A 15362-nucleotide genomic window follows, 5' to 3' on the forward strand; every position below is an offset into this window, starting at 1 on the left:
ACGGATCCGGATCAGCGGATCGACAGCATCAAGGACACGAGCCAGGAAATGACCTGGTCCGCAGCGAGGAAGAACAGGCTGGCCAGGATGACCAGCACCAGAACCATGATCGTGGAAATCACGACTTCGTTCCGGCCCGGCCAAGTGACCTTGCTGACTTCCGAGCGAACCTGCTGGAAAAACTGGACTGGGTTCGTGCGGGCCATGGGCGTTTTCTACTTCGTATCTTGGTGCAAAACCAAAGGCCGCGCAGGAATCCCGCACGGCTAGAGACGGGCTATCTAGAGGCTTTGCCAAAGGAATGCAACAGGGCCCATACGAGAATCATTTGCCCGCGCGCAACCGCCAGAGACGCCCTCATGTAAAGCATAAGTGCAAAACTTTCGGAAATTCACTTGCAAGCCCGCGCGCCTTGGCATTGGATGAATTGTGCCCGGAATGTGGCAGCGCTCGTGGAGGGAGCCATGTCGTTCGAGGTCATCGCCTGTCAGCTTCTGCATTTTGGTCCTCATGCGACGATCAAGGGTCGTCTCACGGGGATGGTACGCGTGCGGATTCGTGAGCGTTTCATGGGCAATGTCACCGAGTATGGCCTCAACCTGCCGGTCAAGGCGGATTGCGGACTGGTCCGACACGAAGAGGCCCGCACCGCCCTCCTCGCCCATGCCGCGCACCAGCTGAACCGGCTGAAGGCCAGGCACAGCGAGCACATGCGCGCCGCAGCGGAATAGCAGCCCCGGCATCGGCACCCATTCCAGCGCCTGCTCACCACGTCCGCGATGGCGGAACCGGATTGCCCGTTCGCCGACCCGGCCCTGAAGTTCAGGAGCCAATGGCACGCTCTGGCGCGCGGTACGCTAGTCTGAAGCGCGCCTGGCAACCTTCGATGCCCGAGCGCGTTTACGCACAGCAGGATTTGCCTCCTGCGACCTCCAACGTCAGTCCCCGGTCCCCATGCACTCCCAAACCCCTGCCGGGGGCTGACTTTTCCCTCCCGCCACGACCAGAAAATCTTGCCTCGGGCGTCGTGACGCAGAGAATCCAATCGACTGCGCCAATGGCCTTGCTGCCTTCACGAAGATGGGTTTGACCTCATCGCCTGCGGTTTGGATTGCCGCATCGATCGCCGAGACGTCGATGCGGTCGCTTCAGCAGGCGCGCGCTTTTCCAGCGCACGCGCGGTACATCTTGTCGATGTGTGGAAAGGCCTGGCAGGGGCTGGGGGACTCGAACCCACGACCCTCGGTTTTGGAGACCGATGCTCTACCAACTGAGCTAAACCCCTTCAGGCGACGCCGTGTCTAATGGCAAAGCCCGGCCGATGCAAGAGCCAGATTTGCCACCAGCCGGAAAGAGCTCTCTGCGGGTCCGGCCAGTGCGCCCTGCCCTTTGCGAACTGGCATGCAATTGCGGACAAAGCGGGACCGAACCGCTTCTACCCGCCGTCAACTAAACGAAGAGATGTGGGGACCTCTCAGGATGACGGCCGGGCGGCCGTGCGGAATCTAACCCGCAAGTGGCCGCGCTAACTTTCTGAAAAAGCAGAGCTTTCCCATTCCACCAACAACATTGATCGCGACCGAACTTTCAGACTTTACATATAATAGTACTTTATATAGCGTCTCCTCACCGCCCGAAGCGAACACGCCGGGCGGCCATTGGGAGGACTTCATTGTGAGCATCATTACCAAGCTTGCCCTCGCGGCAGGCCTCGCTACCGCCTTGTCCACTGCCGCCATGGCGCAGGATCTCAGCGGCAAGGTTGTCGGCTTTTCGCAGATCGGTTCGGAATCCGGCTGGCGCGCCGCCGAAACCTCGGTGACCAAGCAGCAGGCCGAGGAACGCGGCATCGACCTCAAATTCGCCGACGCGCAGCAGAAGCAGGAAAACCAGATCAAGGCTATTCGCGGCTTCATCGCCCAGGGCGTTGACGCCATCCTGGTTGCGCCCGTGGTGGCCACCGGTTGGGACGACGTGCTGGCAGAGGCCAAGGACGCCGAGATCCCGGTGATCCTGCTCGATCGCGGCGTCGACGCGCCCGAAGACCTCTACCTGACATCGGTGGCTTCCGACCAGGTCAAGGAAGGCCGCGTGGCCGGCCAGTGGCTGGTGGATACTGTCGGTTCGGAAGACTGCAAGGTCGTCGAACTGCAGGGCACCGTGGGCTCGACCCCGGCCATCAACCGCAAGCAGGGCTTCGAAGAAGCCATTGCCGGCCATGACAACATTTCCATCATTCGCAGCCAGACGGGCGATTTCACCCGCTCCAAGGGCAAGGAAGTGATGGAAGGCTTTATCAAGGCCGAAAATGGCGGCGGCGACATCTGCGCTGTGTACGCTCACAATGACGATATGGCCGTCGGCGCCATCCAGGCCATCAAGGATGCCGGCCTCAAGCCGGGCGAGGACATTCTGGTCGTGTCGATCGACGCCGTGCCGGACATCTTCACTGCCATTGCAGCCGGCGAAGCCAACGCCACGGTGGAACTGACCCCGAACATGGCCGGCCCGGCCTTCGATGTCCTGGCTGCCTATCTGGCCGATGGCACCATGCCGGAGAAGTTCATCATCACCGAATCCAAGCTCTACACGTCTGCCGACGATCCGGAAGGCGAGTACGAGCGCCGCAAGGGCCTCGGTTACTAAGAGTATAGGCGTAACGGGGTGGGGCCGGTTAGTGTGGTCCCACCCCACCCTCATCCCCTTCCCACTCGTGGTAAGGGACCAGGGGTGGGGAAGCCTGGGGGAGAGGGGCAATGACCGAAACCGTCTACGCGCTCGAGGCGCGCGGCATCGTCAAGATATTCGGCAATCACGTGGCACTGGACAATGTCGATTTCGGTCTCCGGGCCGGCGAGGTGCATGCCCTGCTGGGCGAGAACGGGGCCGGAAAATCAACCCTGATCAAGATCCTGACAGGCGCCTATCAGCCCGATGGCGGCACGGTGCTCGCCGATGGGGAACCGGTGCATCTGGACAATCCCCAGCAGGCCCAGACCCACGGCATCGGCACCGTCTATCAGGAGGTCAACCTGCTGCCCAACCGCTCGGTTGCCGAAAACCTCTTTCTCGGGCATCAGCCGACCCGGTTTGGCCTGGTCAACCGTCGCAAGATGGAAACCGACGCCCGCGGCATTCTCAAGCGCTACGGGCTGGACATCGACCCATCGAGCGAATTGGGCGCACATTCGGTAGCTGTGCAGCAGATCGTTGCCATTGCCCGCGCAGTCGAATTATCGGGCAAGGTGCTCATTCTCGATGAGCCGACCGCCAGCCTCGACCGCAACGAGGTAGAGCGCCTGTTCGACATCATTCGGGACCTGCGGGCTCAGGGACTGGCAGTGGTTTTCATCACCCACTTTCTCGACCAGGTCTTCGCCATTGCCGACCGCGTGACCATCCTGCGCAATGGCAAGCTGGTGGAGACCCGCGCACTCGACGACATGACGCGCACCGACGTGGTGCGGCTCATGCTGGGCAAGGACATCACCTTCTCGGGCGCCACAGGCGTCGAGGACGCCCGCCCGATGGGCGAGGTTCTGCTCGATTTTGCCAATTACGGCCGCAAGCGCAGCGTCCAGCCGTTCAACCTCACCATTCACAAGGGCGAGGTCATTGGCGTCGCTGGGCTGCTTGGCTCCGGTCGTACCGAAATGGCGCGCATCATGTTCGGTGCCGACGCCGCCGATGAAGGAACGCTCGAGATCGGCGGACAACCGGCCAGTATCGCTCGGCCCACAGATGCCATCAGCCGCGGCTTCGGCTTCTGTCCCGAGGACCGCAAGGCCGAAGGCATATTCGGCGATCTCTCTGTGCGCGAGAACATCATCATTGCTCTTCAGGGCAAGCTGGGCTGGTTCAGCGCCCTCAATCGCGACGAGCAGATGGAAATCGCAGGCCGCTTCGGCGAGGCCATGGACATCCGCGCCGCCTCGCTCGACATGCCCATCAAGCTGCTCTCCGGCGGCAACCAGCAAAAGGTCATTCTCTCGCGCTGGCTGGCGACCGACCCGGCCTTCCTCATTCTCGACGAACCAACGCGCGGCATCGATGTCGGCGCCCACGCCGAAATTGTGCGCACCATCAACCGGCTGCGCGACGAGGGGCTGGCGCTGGTGGTCATTTCTTCCGAACTCGACGAAGTCGTCGCCTATTCCTCCCGCATCGTGGTGATGCGGGACCGCGAAATGGTGGCTGAACTGAGCGGCGAAAATATCAATCCCGGCGTGATCGTCCAGGCGATCGCCAACCATCGCGAGGGCCCCTCGGCATGATGCGGCGCATTCTCCTCCGGCTGGCCAACCCGCAATTGATCGCCCTTGTTGGCGTGCTGCTGGTCAACTGGCTGTTGTTCCCCAATTTCTTCCGCGTGACCTGGCAGGACGGGCGCCTCTTCGGCAGCCTGATCGACGTGATCAATCGCGGCGCGCCGGTGGCCATTCTCGCCATCGGCATGGTGGGTGTCATCGCCACCAAGGGTGTCGACCTCTCGGTCGGCGCGGTGATGGCCATGGCGGGCGCGGTGGCAGCGACAATGGTGGTGGCCGGATATCCAGCACCCGTCGCAGTCGCCGCCGCGCTCGCAGTCGGCCTCGCCTGCGGCCTCTGGAATGGCTTTCTTGTGGCGGTGCTCGACATCCAGCCCATCGTCGCGACGCTGGTGCTGATGGTCGCTGGTCGCGGTATCGCCCAACTGATCACCGAGGGCTTCATCGTCACCTTCACCGACCCATTGCTGATCTTCATCGGCACCGGCTCCTTCCTTGGCTTCCCCATGGCCGCCGTCATCGCCATGGCTCTCCTGCTCCTCGTGACCTTGCTGGTGCGCCGAACCGCGATTGGCCTCTTCATAGAGGCGGTCGGCATCAACCGGGCGGCAGCGAGCCTGGCGGGCATCCGCAGCCGCATGCTGCTGCTACTGGTCTATGGCCTTTCAGGCCTCTGCGCGGCCGTCGCCGGCATTATCGTCGCCGGTGACATCCGTGGCGCCGACGCCAACAATGCAGGCCTGTGGCTGGAACTCGACGCCATCCTGGCTGTGGTCATCGGCGGCACCTCGCTGCTCGGCGGGCGATTTTCGGTGCCGCTGGCCGTGGTCGGCGCCATCATCATCCAGGCCATGAATACCGGCATTCTCGTCTCCGGCTTCCCGCCCGAGTTCAACCTTATCGTCAAGGCGGCGCTGATCTTCTTCGTTCTCGTTATCCAGTCGCCGCTGGCGAGCCGGATCGTGCCCGCACGCGTTCTGAACCGGGAGGCCTGCGCATGAGCCGCAGCCTGCGTCCGCTTCTGGCCACGGCCATCATCTTCGCCATCGCCTATGCGTTGGCCGTCATGCAGTTCCCATCCATGTTCTCGACCCGGGTCCTGGGCAATTTCCTCACTGACAATGCCTTCCTCGGCATTACCGCTGTGGGCATGACCTTCGTCATCCTCTCGGGCGGCATCGATCTCTCGGTCGGCGCGGTCATCGGCTTTACCGGCGTGCTGATCGCCGTGTTGATCAGCTGGGCCGGCTGGCACCCGCTGGCCGCCTTCGCCCTGGCACTCGCCATCGCCGCCACCTTCGGCGGCATCATGGGACTGGCGATCCACTATCTGCAGGTGCCGGCCTTCATCGTCACCCTCGCAGGCATGTTCCTGGCCCGCGGCGGTGCTTCGGTGATCACCCAGGATTCCGTCCCCATCAACCACGACTTCTATGGCTGGATTTCCGATCTTATCATCCGGCTGCCCGGTGGCGGCAGACTGAGCTTCATCGGCCTGCTCATGGTTGCAGTCTTCATTCTTGGCGCGCTTCTTGCCCACCGCACCCGGTTCGGTTCCTATGTTTATGCCCTAGGAGGAAACGCGGTATCGGCTTCGCTCATGGGTGTTCCCGTCGCCCGGACGACGGTGGGCGTCTACATGCTCTCCTCGGTCCTCGCCGCCTTGGCGGGAATCGTCTTCTCGCTCTATACTTCAGCCGGCTATCCCCTGGCCGCGGTCGGAGTGGAACTCGACGCGATCAGTGCGGTCGTGATTGGGGGGACGCTTCTCACAGGCGGTTATGGTTTTGTGTTGGGCACCTTCATTGGGGTCATGCTGCTGGGTCTGGTGCAGACCTACATTATCTTCGACGGGACATTGTCGAGTTGGTGGACCAAGATCGTCATTGGTGGCCTGCTGTTCCTGTTCATCGTTCTGCAAAGGTTGATTTTCGCAGCCTCGGCCCAGGGAGAGAAAGCGTCATAGATGTACGGTTTGCGTTCGGTGCGGGCGCGCATATGCCCCGCCGATAGCGCTGGGAATGCGCGACCATGATAGAAACTGGCAGCCTCATCCGTTCGCTTTCCGGGCGGCGCGCTGCACGCAACTTCCACACCTTCGTTATTAACGAAATCGGTCATGCCATTGTTACCGGTGAGTTTTCCATCGGTTCGGTCCTGGCCAGCGATGCGGTGATGATGGAGCGCTACGGCGTCTCTCGCACGGTGCTGCGGGAGGCGCTGAAAACGCTTGAAGCCAAGGGGCTGGTGGAGGCGCGACCCAAGGTCGGCACCCGCGTATCGCCCCGCAGCCGCTGGAACTTCTTCGATCCCCAGGTGCTTGCCTGGCACTACCATGCCAAGCCCGATCCGGAGTTGTATCAAAGCCTCTTCCGTGTGCGCGCCGCACTGGAGGCGCCCATGATCGCCCTGGCCACCCGCCACCGCAGTGCCGAACATGTCCGCCTGCTCAAATACTGGTGCCACCAGATGGAAACCGCGGACGACAGCGTCGAGCAGTTCGGTCTGGCCTGCCTCGAGGTTCATGGCGTCATCGCCGAGAGCGGCCGCGATCCGCTGCTGCGCTCCATCCTGGGCGTGGTGGAACTGACCCTGGCGCTTGCCCTCACCCGGGACAAGGCGATGAGCGGGGAAGCTTACCGGGCCAGATCGGCGGCCCTGTTCGTTCAGTTGACCGCAACCATCGAGGCGGGGCAGCTCGAGGAGGCCGGGCAGATCTACGAAGCCTGCCGCCTGCTCGACCAGAGCCAGACCCTCTAGGCAAACCTCACGCTGTCCCCCTGGGACCAGAGCGAAGCCACCTCTCCATTTTGCACGTCGTTAATTGATCGCGGCCGCCTACCTGAACGGGCATCTCCGAAGGTGAACCTCCCGCGCGCGCCTCTCTCCTGCCGCCGACCAGAACGCCCCTGCCCGCACGATCGCATGGCAGCCATGCATTGCGCGCTTGACTCCCGCCATCCCATAGTTCAGAAATTGCAAACGTTTGTATTTTTTGTGCAAGCGCTTGCAATTCGAAATCGGGGGATTTGGCATTGGCGACAAAGGGAAAGACACTCAAGGAGCTGGCAGAGCACCTCGACGTGTCGATCACCACTGTGTCGCGCGCGCTGGCCCATAATCCCAAGATTGCTCTCAAGACGCGCCAGCGTGTGGCAGAGGCCGCCCGCCAATATGGCTATGTGCCCAATGTCGCTGCGCGCCAGCTGGTGTCGGGCCGCAGCGGCTTCGTCGGCCTGGTGCTGCCCGTGCGCGGACCTAATTTCGTCGATTCCTATATCGGGGAATTGGTGACGGGACTGGGCGAAGGTCTGGTGGAGCATGGGGTGGACCTGTTCCTCGCCACTGCCCCGGCGGGCCAGTCGGAATTGTCGGTCCTGCGCCATGTTGTTGAATCCGGGCGAGCCGATGGCGTCATTCTGCTGCGCATCGGGGAGACGGACGAGCGCGTCGACTATCTGCTCGAACGCAGGGTCCCCTTCGTCACCCATGGTCGCATTCTGGACCAGAGCAAACCCGTCAACTGGCTCGATGCCGATGGTGAATTCGCCTTTGGCCAGGCCTTCGATCTTCTCTACGACCTCGGCCACCGCCACTTCGGGTTGGTGACGATCGACGAGAAGATGACATTCCGTCATTTGCGCGAACGCGGCCTGCGCATGGCCATGGACCGCCGGGGCGATCCGTCTGTCAGGCTCGACATCGCGTCAGCGCCCCGTTTCGATCGTGAGCGGACCCAGGGCGCGGTCCGTCAGCTCGTTCTGGCGTCCGACCGTCCGACCGCGATCCTCGGGCTGTTCGACGAACTGGCGCTCACCGTTCTCGAGGAAGCCGCGCGCGCTGGTCTCTCGGTCCCCGATGACCTTTCGGTGGTCGGCTTCGACAACATCACGGCGGCCGCCTATGCCCCGCCGGGTCTGACGACCTTTGAGACCGCAACGCGCAATGTGGGCCGCGAACTTGGCGCCATGGTGGTTGGCGTGATCGAGGGCAAGAACACGGCACCTTTGACCAAACTCATCCGCCCCAAGCTGGTCAGTCGCGCCAGCCACGGACCGGTGCCTCAGGCAAAGCGACGCAAAACAACATAACCAAAGGGAGAGTAGACATGAGAAGATCCATCGCAACGCTGGCCAGTGCGACACTGGCGCTGGCCATCACCGCCCAGGCGGCCCAGGCACAGGTGCTGTTCTGGTCAACCCAGGCCGCACCGGTCGAGGAAACCCAGAAGATGCGCGAGCAGGTGCTCTCTGGCTTCGAGGGCGGCGTTGACTTCCAGGCCTCGGAAACCGGCCCGTTCCTGACGCGCTTGTCGGCGGAAATCCAGGCAGGTTCTGGTCAGATCGGGGTGGTGGGAGCCCTGCACGGCGACCTGGCAACCTATGCCGACAGCTTCGTGGACCTCTCCGACATAGACCTCTCCGGCGTCACGGTGAGCGATGCCTTCCTCGAACTGGGCAAGCTGGGGACCGACGAGCAGAAATACCTGCCCTGGATGCAGGCCAACTACGTCATGGCCGCCAACAAGCAGGCTCTCGAATATCTGCCCGAGGGCGCGGATATCAACGCGCTGACCTATGACGATCTCATCGCCTGGGCCAAGACCATGGCCGAAGAAACCGGTTCGCCCAAGTTCGGCTTCCCGGCCGGCCCGCAGGGTCTCAAGCACCGCTTCTTCCAGGGCTTCCTGCTGCCGTCGTACGCCGGCTCCACCGTCACCCGCTTCCGCTCCGCCGAAGCCGAAACGGCATGGGAGAAGTTCAAGGAACTCTGGCAGTACACCAACCCGGCCTCGACCAACTACGCCTTCATGCAGGAACCGCTGCTGTCCGGTGATGTCTGGGTCGCCTTCGATCACATCGCCCGCCTGGCGGATGCGTTCAACCAGCGCCCCGACGACTTCGTTGCCTTCCCGGCCCCCTCAGGCCCGGCGGGTCGTGCCTTCATGCCTGTGCTGGCCGGGGTCGCCGTGCCCACCAGCGCGCCGGACATGGAAGCCTCCAAGGCTCTGGTAAAGTACATGATGCAGCCCGAGACCCAGGTGGCGACGCTGCTGGCCACCAATTTCTATCCGGTGACCGACGCGCCGCTGCCCGCCGACCTGCCGGCCTCCGCCCGTGCACTTGGCCCGGCGATCACCGCCATGACCACCGCGGACGATGCCCTTCCGGCCCTGCTGCCGGTGGGTCTGGGCGATCTGGGTGGCCAGTTCAACCAGGTCTACACCGACACCTTTGAGCGCATCGTGCTGGGCAACCAGCCGGTCCGCGACGTCCTCGACCAGCAGGCCGATACCCTGCGTAGCCTGATGGAGCAGGCCAAGGCACCCTGCTGGCTGCCGGACGTCCCCTCCGAAGGGCCCTGCCCGGTCGAATAACCTCTCCTCCCCGCGAAAGTCATCCGGCGCCGCAAGGTGCCGGGTGACGCGCCCGCCCCCAGGAGCAAAGCCATGCGAGCCAGAGCGCTGCCCTATCTGCTGTTGCTGCCGGCAACCCTGTTTCTGCTGGTGTTCTTCGTCTACCCCTTCGTGGAGATTGCCGTCCTGGCCATCACACGCGATGGCAGCCTGTCGCTGCAGCCGCTCACCACCATGGCGACACACTGGAAGTTTGGTGCAGCGCTGGGTTGGACCCTCCTGCTGGCAGCCATTGTCGTTCCCATCCAGCTGGCCATGGCGCTGTCGATGGCGACCATTGTCACCAAGCTCGACAGGGGTCGCAGCGCCTTCCTCTACATCTTCTCCATCCCCCTGGGCCTGTCCGACCTCGCTGCAGGGATCGTCTGGCTCGCGATTTTCGAGCAATCCGGCTTTCTCAATTCGATGCTCCATGGACTGGGCATTGTCGATCAACCGGTGCTGTTTCTCAGCTACCAGAACATCTGGGTCATCTTCATCGCCATCGTACTGGCCGAAGTCTGGCGCGCCACGGCCATCGTCATGGTCATCCTCGTCTCCGGCATGGGTCTCATTCCCAAGGAATATTACGAGGCAGGCGAGGTCTTCGGTGCCAGTGGCTGGCAACGCTTCTGGAAGATTACCCTGCCACTCCTGCGCCCCAGCCTGCAATCGGCCCTGATCCTGCGCACGCTGGCCGCCTTCGAGGTCTTCGCCGTGGTCACCGCGCTCGGCGGCACCACCCTGCCCGTGCTGATGGGCGAGACCTATAATTGGCAGTTTGCGCTCCAGGATCGGAACGTGGCGGCCGCCTATGCCCTGGTCATCCTGGGTATTTCCATCGCCGCAACCCTGTTCTTCCTGCGCGTGCTGCGCGTTCCCAAGGGGGCCACGATATGAGCGTCACCGCCACTGATGCACCGCGCAAGGTGCAGTCTGCCCGCTCCGCCGGCCGCGTCCTGTTCTGGGCCTGCGTGCTGCTGATCTGCGCCTGGGTGCTAGTGCCCATCTACCTGCTCATGGTCAACGCCCTGTCCTCGCCACAGCAGGTCAGCGCCTTTCCCAAGACCGGGCTCCCCGGCTTCGACTTCGGTTCTCTCCAGTTCTTCGCCACCTTTGCAGGCGTCGGGCGGGCCTTGTGGAATTCCATCCTCGTGGCCGTGCTGACCATGGTGCTTTCCATCGGCATTGGCGGACCCGCGGGCTATGCACTGTCGCGTTTCGTGTTCCCGGGCAAGGAAGTGTTCCGCATGCTGGTCGTGATGACACGCGCCTTCCCGCTGCCGCTCCTGGCGCTGCCGCTGGCCGTCATGTTCATCCGCACCGGCCTGGACGATACCGCACTGGGACTGGCGCTGGTGCACACCGTGCTCGCCATTCCCTTTGCCGTGCTCATCACCTTCTCGCTGTTCTCGGGTATTCCGATCGAGCTTGAGGAGGCGGCCTGGACCCTCGGTTGCAATCGCTGGCAGGCCTTCCGCAAGGTGGTCCTGCCGCTCGTGCTGCCGGGCATTGCCGCTTCGGCGGTATTCGCCTTCACCATCTCCTGGAACGAGGTCTTTGCGGCCGCGGTGCTGACCATCGAGAACCGCACCCTGCCCGCCTTCCTGATCCAGAACCTCAACGTCTCGCCGTTGCATCTCAAGTTCGCCGGCGGTGCCGCTCTGGTCGTGCCCGCCCTCATCTTCATCTTCGCCGTTCGCAAGTACCTGTTTGCGATGTGGGGCATCGCCAACCGGTAAGGAGGCTTTCATGGCCGAAATCGTCATCAAGAACGTTGCCAAGCGCTTCGGCTCGTTCACCGCCCTGCATTCGATCGACCTCACCATTTCCGACCAGGAATTCATGGTGCTGCTCGGCGCCTCGGGCTGCGGCAAGACCACGCTGTTGCGCATCATCGCCGGGCTCGAAACCCCGAGCGAAGGCGAGGTGTGGATTGGCGGCCGCCGAGTGGATCACCTGCCCCCGCGCGACCGCGGCATCGCCATGGTCTTCCAGAACTACGCCGTCTTTCCGCACCTGACGGTGTTCGAGAACATCGCCTTCGGGCTGCGCATGAAAAAGCTTCCACAGGCCGAGGTGGAGCGCCGCGTCACCCGCACCGCCGAGCTGATGCATATCGAGCAATTGCTCAAGCGCTATTCCGGCCAGCTTTCCGGCGGCCAGCGCCAGCGCGTAGCCGTGGCCCGGGCGCTGGCCATGGAGCCGGACGTGATCCTGATGGATGAACCGCTTTCCAACCTCGACGCGCTTCTGCGCCTCGAAATGCGCGCCGAACTCAAGGGCGTGCTTGCGAACAGCAAGACCACGACCATCTACGTCACCCATGACCAGGTCGAGGCCATGAGCCTGGCCGATCGCATCTCGGTGATGAATGGTGGCAAGATCGTGCAGGCGGCAACCCCGGTAGAGGTCTACCGCAACCCCGCCGCCCGCTTCGTGGGCAGCTTCATTGGCAACCCGCCGATGAATTTCCTGCCCGCGGCACGTGTAGCGAGCGGGCAGTGGCGCGTGGCAGACATCGACCTGCCCGGGCCCGCCGCCAGCGGCGCACTCGAATTCGCAATCCGTCCAGAGGATGTCGAGATCGCGCCTGAGGGCTTCCGCGCCATCGCCAGGGTCATCGAGCCGCTCGGTGCCCATACGCTGGTCACCACCGAAGTGGACGGAAAACTCTTCCGCGCCGTCCTCGACAGCGACCTCAAGGTCGCGCCGGGTGATGAACTGCGTCTGAGGCCCAAGCCGGACCGCATCCGCTGGTTCGATCCCGAAACCACCATGGCCGTCTGAGCGGCCGCCTCCCCCGAAAGCCAATCCCATGACGACCGACCAGACAGCATTGCGCAACCTTGCCATCGAGGTGCTCAAGGAAAACGACCAAGGCAGCTACACCGTCCCCACCAAGGGGCTCTATCCGTTCCAGTGGAACTGGGACTCGTGCCTCACCGCCCTCGGCCAGGCCCATTTCGACGAAGCCCGTGCCTGGACCGAGATCGAGACATTGTTCGCCCATCAATGGCCCGATGGCATGGTCCCGCACATCGTCTTCCACGTCTATTCGGATGGCTATTTCCCGGGTCCCGACGTCTGGGGCACCAATCGACCCACTGCGACCTCCGGCATCACCCAGCCGGCCGTGGCAGGCTTCGCCGTCAGGCGCCTGTTCGAGCGCGCAAGCGACCGCGCCCTTGCGGAGCGCAAGGCACGCGAACTCCTGCCCAAGATCGACAAATGGCACGACTGGTTCTATCGCAACCGCGACCCGGAAGGCGAAGGGCTGGTCGCCATTCTTCACCCATGGGAGGCCGGACGAGACAATTCAGTGGATTGGGACGAAGCCTTCGAACGCGTCCCAACAGAAGGCATCGCGCCCTATACGCGCCGCGACACCGAGCACGCCGATCCCTCCCATCGCCCGACCAAGGCCCAGTATGATCGCTATCTCTGGCTGGTGGAAAAATTCCGTTCCCTCGGCTGGGACAATGCCAGGCTTCACGATGCCTCGCCCTTCCAGGTCATTGACCCGGGTTTCAACGCCATACTGATCCGCGCCTGTGCCGATCTCGCCGACCTTGCCGATGTCCTGGGAGAGACCGGCATCGCCGCCGCCAACCGCGCCCGCGCCGAAAAGGGCGTGGCCGCGCTCGATGCGCTCTGGAGCGACAAGCACGGCCTTTATCTCTGCAAGGACCGCACAACCGGACAATTGGTCGAAAGCGCATCGCTGGGCGGCCTGCTGCCGGCATTCTCCGCCATTCCGGTCCAGCGGGCCGCCGCCATCGCCCGCACCATAGAGCGCTGGTCCGAGGCGGTGCCGTTCATTATCCCCTCCCAGGACCCGGCAGACCCCCGCTTCGAACCCAAGCGCTACTGGCGCGGCCCGGTCTGGCTGGTCACCAACTACATGATCGCTGACGGCCTGGCAGCCATAGGCGAGCATGGCGTGGCCGCGCACATCACGCGCTCGAGCCTCGACCTGATCACCAAGTCCGGCTTTGCCGAATATTATGATCCGATCACCGCCGAGCCCTGTGGCGGCGGACGCTTCACCTGGACGGCTGCCATGGTGCTTGAATTCCTGGACGCGGCGCGCGCATGAATGTTCTCGCCATCGGCGCGCATCCCGACGACATCGAAATCTTCATGTTCGGCACCCTGGCCGCCTGCGCCGCGAGGGGGGATCGCCTTCACTATGTCATCGCAACCGACGGCGCCCGCGGTGGCGCCGGCGATCCGGCGCAATTGCGGTCCACCCGCATGGCCGAGGCCCGCGCGGCCGCAGCGCTGCTCGGCGTCGTTCCGCGCTTCCTCGACCTGCCGGACGGCGAGCTGGTCCCAGACGCCGCTCTGGTCGCGGTGCTCAAGACCGCCATTGCCGATTACGAGCCCGATCTGATCTTCACGCATCCAGCCAATGACTATCACGGCGATCATCGGGCCCTGAGCGAGGCCGTGCGCATCGCCGCCTCCTTTGCTGCACCGGTCATTCATTGCGACGCCCTGCGTGGTGTAGGGCCGGCGCCAACCCACTATGTCGACATCACTGCCCATTGTGAGGCCAAGGAACGGGCGATCCGCGCCCATGTCTCGCAGGACCCGGAACGCTTCGTTGCCGCGGCTCGGCAACTCAACACCTTCCGGGCGAGCCAGGCCAATGACGGCCCGGACCAGCAGGCCGAAGCCTTCCACTTCGAACCCACCTTCCCCTTCGTGGATATCCGCGACCTGCTGCCCGCCGCCCCACCAGTTCGTCCCGTGGTCAACCGGGCAAGGCCGCGGAAAGGCCGATAGCCCCGGCGCCGTCCTGCGCCGGTGCCTCCGGTGCCTAAAATGCCGCCGAATTGACCGCGGGCAAACCGCACCCCGCCTCCGATGCCAGACTGCGGTCGGCCAGCCGCTCACGGCGCCGCCAAAGGAGGTACGGATGATGACCGCAAGGCGAACCCACACTCCCCCCGACGCCCAAGAAGTCGCCGCGGCGCGCCACCGCGAAGACTTGCTCGACGCTGCCCTGCGAGCCACATTCCCGGCGAGCGACCCGATTGCCATGGAGGAGCCCGGACCCGACCACAAGCCGCCGGCCGAGCTGGACCTGCCCAGCTGGCGCGTCAGAGCCGTCTGGATCGAAGACGAGACCGAGGCCAGCCAGGAGTGGGAGATCCGCGCCGCCACCGCGGATCAGGCCATCGCACAAGCAATGCAGCATATCCGCTTCCGGCCGCACCATGTCGATGCATCCCGCCTTGCCGAGCCTCTCGCGACACAACGGGCGGGCCAGTGATCCATTCCCGCATTGCACACGTATTCAATGCATATTCAGCCAGCAAGCGTCACATGTCGGAATTGAACTACACCCTTCGCCAGGCCATCGATGCCAGGATCCAGGTCCTTGCGACCTGCGCCTTGGGCCACAACTACACTGTCAATCTGGAAAACCTGATGGACCTGATGACGCCCTATGGCCGCCTGGACGAAGTTGTGCTGTCCCGTTCGTGGTGCCCGCAATGCGGTGCCCTGGCCAGCAGCTACCAGCTACGGACACTGCAGTAACGCCTCGGGCATCAGCTGAGATCGGCAGGCATCCGGCCGTTGGGTCACATTGAGCACGCAACCCCAACTAAGCTGTTGGGGATTAATTCACGCCTGAGACTTAGGCTGGTCCAAAAAAACCAGCATCAGAGCGAGCCCGCCGCAAGGCG

Annotated in this window: 16 protein-coding genes and 1 tRNA gene; 15 read left to right on the forward strand and 2 right to left on the reverse strand. The window is 63.5% G+C overall.

What is annotated here, in order from left to right; all coding sequences use genetic code 11:
• Window positions 1-11: 11 nt before the first annotated feature.
• Complete coding sequence (secE, locus tag K1X15_RS09635) at window positions 12-206, reverse strand: preprotein translocase subunit SecE (RefSeq protein ID WP_220307227.1); 195 nt, start codon at window positions 204-206, stop codon at window positions 12-14.
• Window positions 207-464: 258 nt separating this feature from the next.
• On the opposite strand from secE, the gene K1X15_RS09640 reads away from it, so the two are divergent.
• Complete coding sequence (locus tag K1X15_RS09640; RefSeq protein ID WP_220307228.1) at window positions 465-731, forward strand: hypothetical protein; 267 nt, start codon at window positions 465-467, stop codon at window positions 729-731.
• 478 nt (window positions 732-1209) lie between these two features.
• Here K1X15_RS09640 and K1X15_RS09645 read toward each other — a convergent pair.
• Window positions 1210-1285 (reverse strand) — tRNA-Trp (locus K1X15_RS09645).
• A gap of 389 nt (window positions 1286-1674) precedes the next feature.
• Between K1X15_RS09645 and ytfQ the strand changes: the two genes are divergently transcribed.
• The 14 genes from ytfQ to K1X15_RS09715 all read left to right on the forward strand — a co-directional run bounded on the left by ytfQ (window position 1675) and on the right by K1X15_RS09715 (window position 15213).
• Window positions 1675-2646 (forward strand): galactofuranose ABC transporter, galactofuranose-binding protein YtfQ, encoded by a 972-nt coding sequence (ytfQ, locus tag K1X15_RS09650; RefSeq protein WP_276315318.1) that lies wholly within the window; start codon window positions 1675-1677, stop codon window positions 2644-2646.
• 110 nt (window positions 2647-2756) lie between these two features.
• Window positions 2757-4274: a sugar ABC transporter ATP-binding protein gene (locus K1X15_RS09655; RefSeq protein ID WP_220307229.1), complete on the forward strand. Its 1518-nt coding sequence runs from the start codon at window positions 2757-2759 to the stop codon at window positions 4272-4274.
• Window positions 4271-5269, forward strand: coding sequence for an ABC transporter permease (locus K1X15_RS09660; protein ID WP_420828368.1), 999 nt, complete (start codon window positions 4271-4273; stop codon window positions 5267-5269). Before K1X15_RS09655 ends, K1X15_RS09660 begins: the two co-directional genes overlap by 4 nt.
• On the forward strand, window positions 5266-6234 hold the full coding sequence (gene yjfF / locus K1X15_RS09665; protein ID WP_220307230.1) for a galactofuranose ABC transporter, permease protein YjfF: 969 nt from the start codon (window positions 5266-5268) through the stop codon (window positions 6232-6234). Before K1X15_RS09660 ends, yjfF begins: the two co-directional genes overlap by 4 nt.
• Window positions 6235-6299: 65 nt before the next feature.
• Window positions 6300-7028, forward strand: a complete 729-nt coding sequence (locus K1X15_RS09670) for a FadR/GntR family transcriptional regulator (RefSeq protein WP_220307231.1) — start codon at window positions 6300-6302, stop codon at window positions 7026-7028.
• 275 nt (window positions 7029-7303) lie between these two features.
• On the forward strand, window positions 7304-8359 hold the full coding sequence (locus tag K1X15_RS09675) for a LacI family DNA-binding transcriptional regulator (protein ID WP_220307232.1): 1056 nt from the start codon (window positions 7304-7306) through the stop codon (window positions 8357-8359).
• Between the two features lie 17 nt (window positions 8360-8376).
• Window positions 8377-9645 carry an ABC transporter substrate-binding protein gene (locus K1X15_RS09680; RefSeq protein ID WP_220307233.1) on the forward strand — a complete coding sequence of 423 codons (1269 nt, stop codon included), beginning with the start codon at window positions 8377-8379 and terminating at the stop codon, window positions 9643-9645.
• Between the two features lie 72 nt (window positions 9646-9717).
• Entirely contained in the window at window positions 9718-10563 is an 846-nt protein-coding gene (locus tag K1X15_RS09685) for a carbohydrate ABC transporter permease (RefSeq protein WP_220307234.1), read from the forward strand.
• Window positions 10560-11405 carry a carbohydrate ABC transporter permease gene (locus K1X15_RS09690; protein ID WP_220307235.1) on the forward strand — a complete coding sequence of 282 codons (846 nt, stop codon included), beginning with the start codon at window positions 10560-10562 and terminating at the stop codon, window positions 11403-11405. Before K1X15_RS09685 ends, K1X15_RS09690 begins: the two co-directional genes overlap by 4 nt.
• A 10-nt stretch (window positions 11406-11415) precedes the next feature.
• Window positions 11416-12453: an ABC transporter ATP-binding protein gene (locus K1X15_RS09695; protein WP_220307236.1), complete on the forward strand. Its 1038-nt coding sequence runs from the start codon at window positions 11416-11418 to the stop codon at window positions 12451-12453.
• A 28-nt stretch (window positions 12454-12481) separates the two neighbouring features.
• Window positions 12482-13762, forward strand: coding sequence for an amylo-alpha-1,6-glucosidase (locus K1X15_RS09700; RefSeq protein WP_220307237.1), 1281 nt, complete (start codon window positions 12482-12484; stop codon window positions 13760-13762).
• Window positions 13759-14454 carry a PIG-L deacetylase family protein gene (locus K1X15_RS09705; RefSeq protein WP_220307238.1) on the forward strand — a complete coding sequence of 232 codons (696 nt, stop codon included), beginning with the start codon at window positions 13759-13761 and terminating at the stop codon, window positions 14452-14454. The genes K1X15_RS09700 and K1X15_RS09705 overlap by 4 nt, the downstream gene beginning before the upstream one ends.
• Window positions 14455-14587: 133 nt before the next feature.
• Window positions 14588-14944 carry a hypothetical protein gene (locus K1X15_RS21240; RefSeq protein WP_240549704.1) on the forward strand — a complete coding sequence of 119 codons (357 nt, stop codon included), beginning with the start codon at window positions 14588-14590 and terminating at the stop codon, window positions 14942-14944.
• Window positions 14945-14997: 53 nt separating this feature from the next.
• On the forward strand, window positions 14998-15213 hold the full coding sequence (locus tag K1X15_RS09715) for a hypothetical protein (protein ID WP_220307239.1): 216 nt from the start codon (window positions 14998-15000) through the stop codon (window positions 15211-15213).
• Window positions 15214-15362: the final 149 nt, after the last annotated feature.

This window comes from Devosia salina (assembly GCF_019504385.1).
GTDB classification, from domain to species: Bacteria; Pseudomonadota; Alphaproteobacteria; order Rhizobiales; family Devosiaceae; genus Devosia; species Devosia salina.

What these genes read in the sequence shown, in the direction of transcription:
- K1X15_RS09705 (WP_220307238.1), top strand. Translation starts at nt 13,759, where the DNA reads ATGAATGTTCTCGCCATCGGCGCGCATCCCGACGACATCGAAATCTTC.
- K1X15_RS09655 (WP_220307229.1), top strand. Translation starts at nt 2,757, where the DNA reads ATGACCGAAACCGTCTACGCGCTCGAGGCGCGCGGCATCGTCAAGATA.
- K1X15_RS09715 (WP_220307239.1), top strand. Translation starts at nt 14,998, where the DNA reads ATGTCGGAATTGAACTACACCCTTCGCCAGGCCATCGATGCCAGGATC.
- K1X15_RS09660 (WP_420828368.1), top strand. Translation starts at nt 4,271, where the DNA reads ATGATGCGGCGCATTCTCCTCCGGCTGGCCAACCCGCAATTGATCGCC.
- K1X15_RS09690 (WP_220307235.1), top strand. Translation starts at nt 10,560, where the DNA reads ATGAGCGTCACCGCCACTGATGCACCGCGCAAGGTGCAGTCTGCCCGC.
- secE (WP_220307227.1), bottom strand. Translation starts at nt 206, where the DNA reads ATGGCCCGCACGAACCCAGTCCAGTTTTTCCAGCAGGTTCGCTCGGAA.
- yjfF (WP_220307230.1), top strand. Translation starts at nt 5,266, where the DNA reads ATGAGCCGCAGCCTGCGTCCGCTTCTGGCCACGGCCATCATCTTCGCC.
- K1X15_RS09695 (WP_220307236.1), top strand. Translation starts at nt 11,416, where the DNA reads ATGGCCGAAATCGTCATCAAGAACGTTGCCAAGCGCTTCGGCTCGTTC.
- K1X15_RS09685 (WP_220307234.1), top strand. Translation starts at nt 9,718, where the DNA reads ATGCGAGCCAGAGCGCTGCCCTATCTGCTGTTGCTGCCGGCAACCCTG.
- K1X15_RS09670 (WP_220307231.1), top strand. Translation starts at nt 6,300, where the DNA reads ATGATAGAAACTGGCAGCCTCATCCGTTCGCTTTCCGGGCGGCGCGCT.
- K1X15_RS09700 (WP_220307237.1), top strand. Translation starts at nt 12,482, where the DNA reads ATGACGACCGACCAGACAGCATTGCGCAACCTTGCCATCGAGGTGCTC.
- K1X15_RS09680 (WP_220307233.1), top strand. Translation starts at nt 8,377, where the DNA reads ATGAGAAGATCCATCGCAACGCTGGCCAGTGCGACACTGGCGCTGGCC.
- K1X15_RS09640 (WP_220307228.1), top strand. Translation starts at nt 465, where the DNA reads ATGTCGTTCGAGGTCATCGCCTGTCAGCTTCTGCATTTTGGTCCTCAT.
- K1X15_RS21240 (WP_240549704.1), top strand. Translation starts at nt 14,588, where the DNA reads ATGATGACCGCAAGGCGAACCCACACTCCCCCCGACGCCCAAGAAGTC.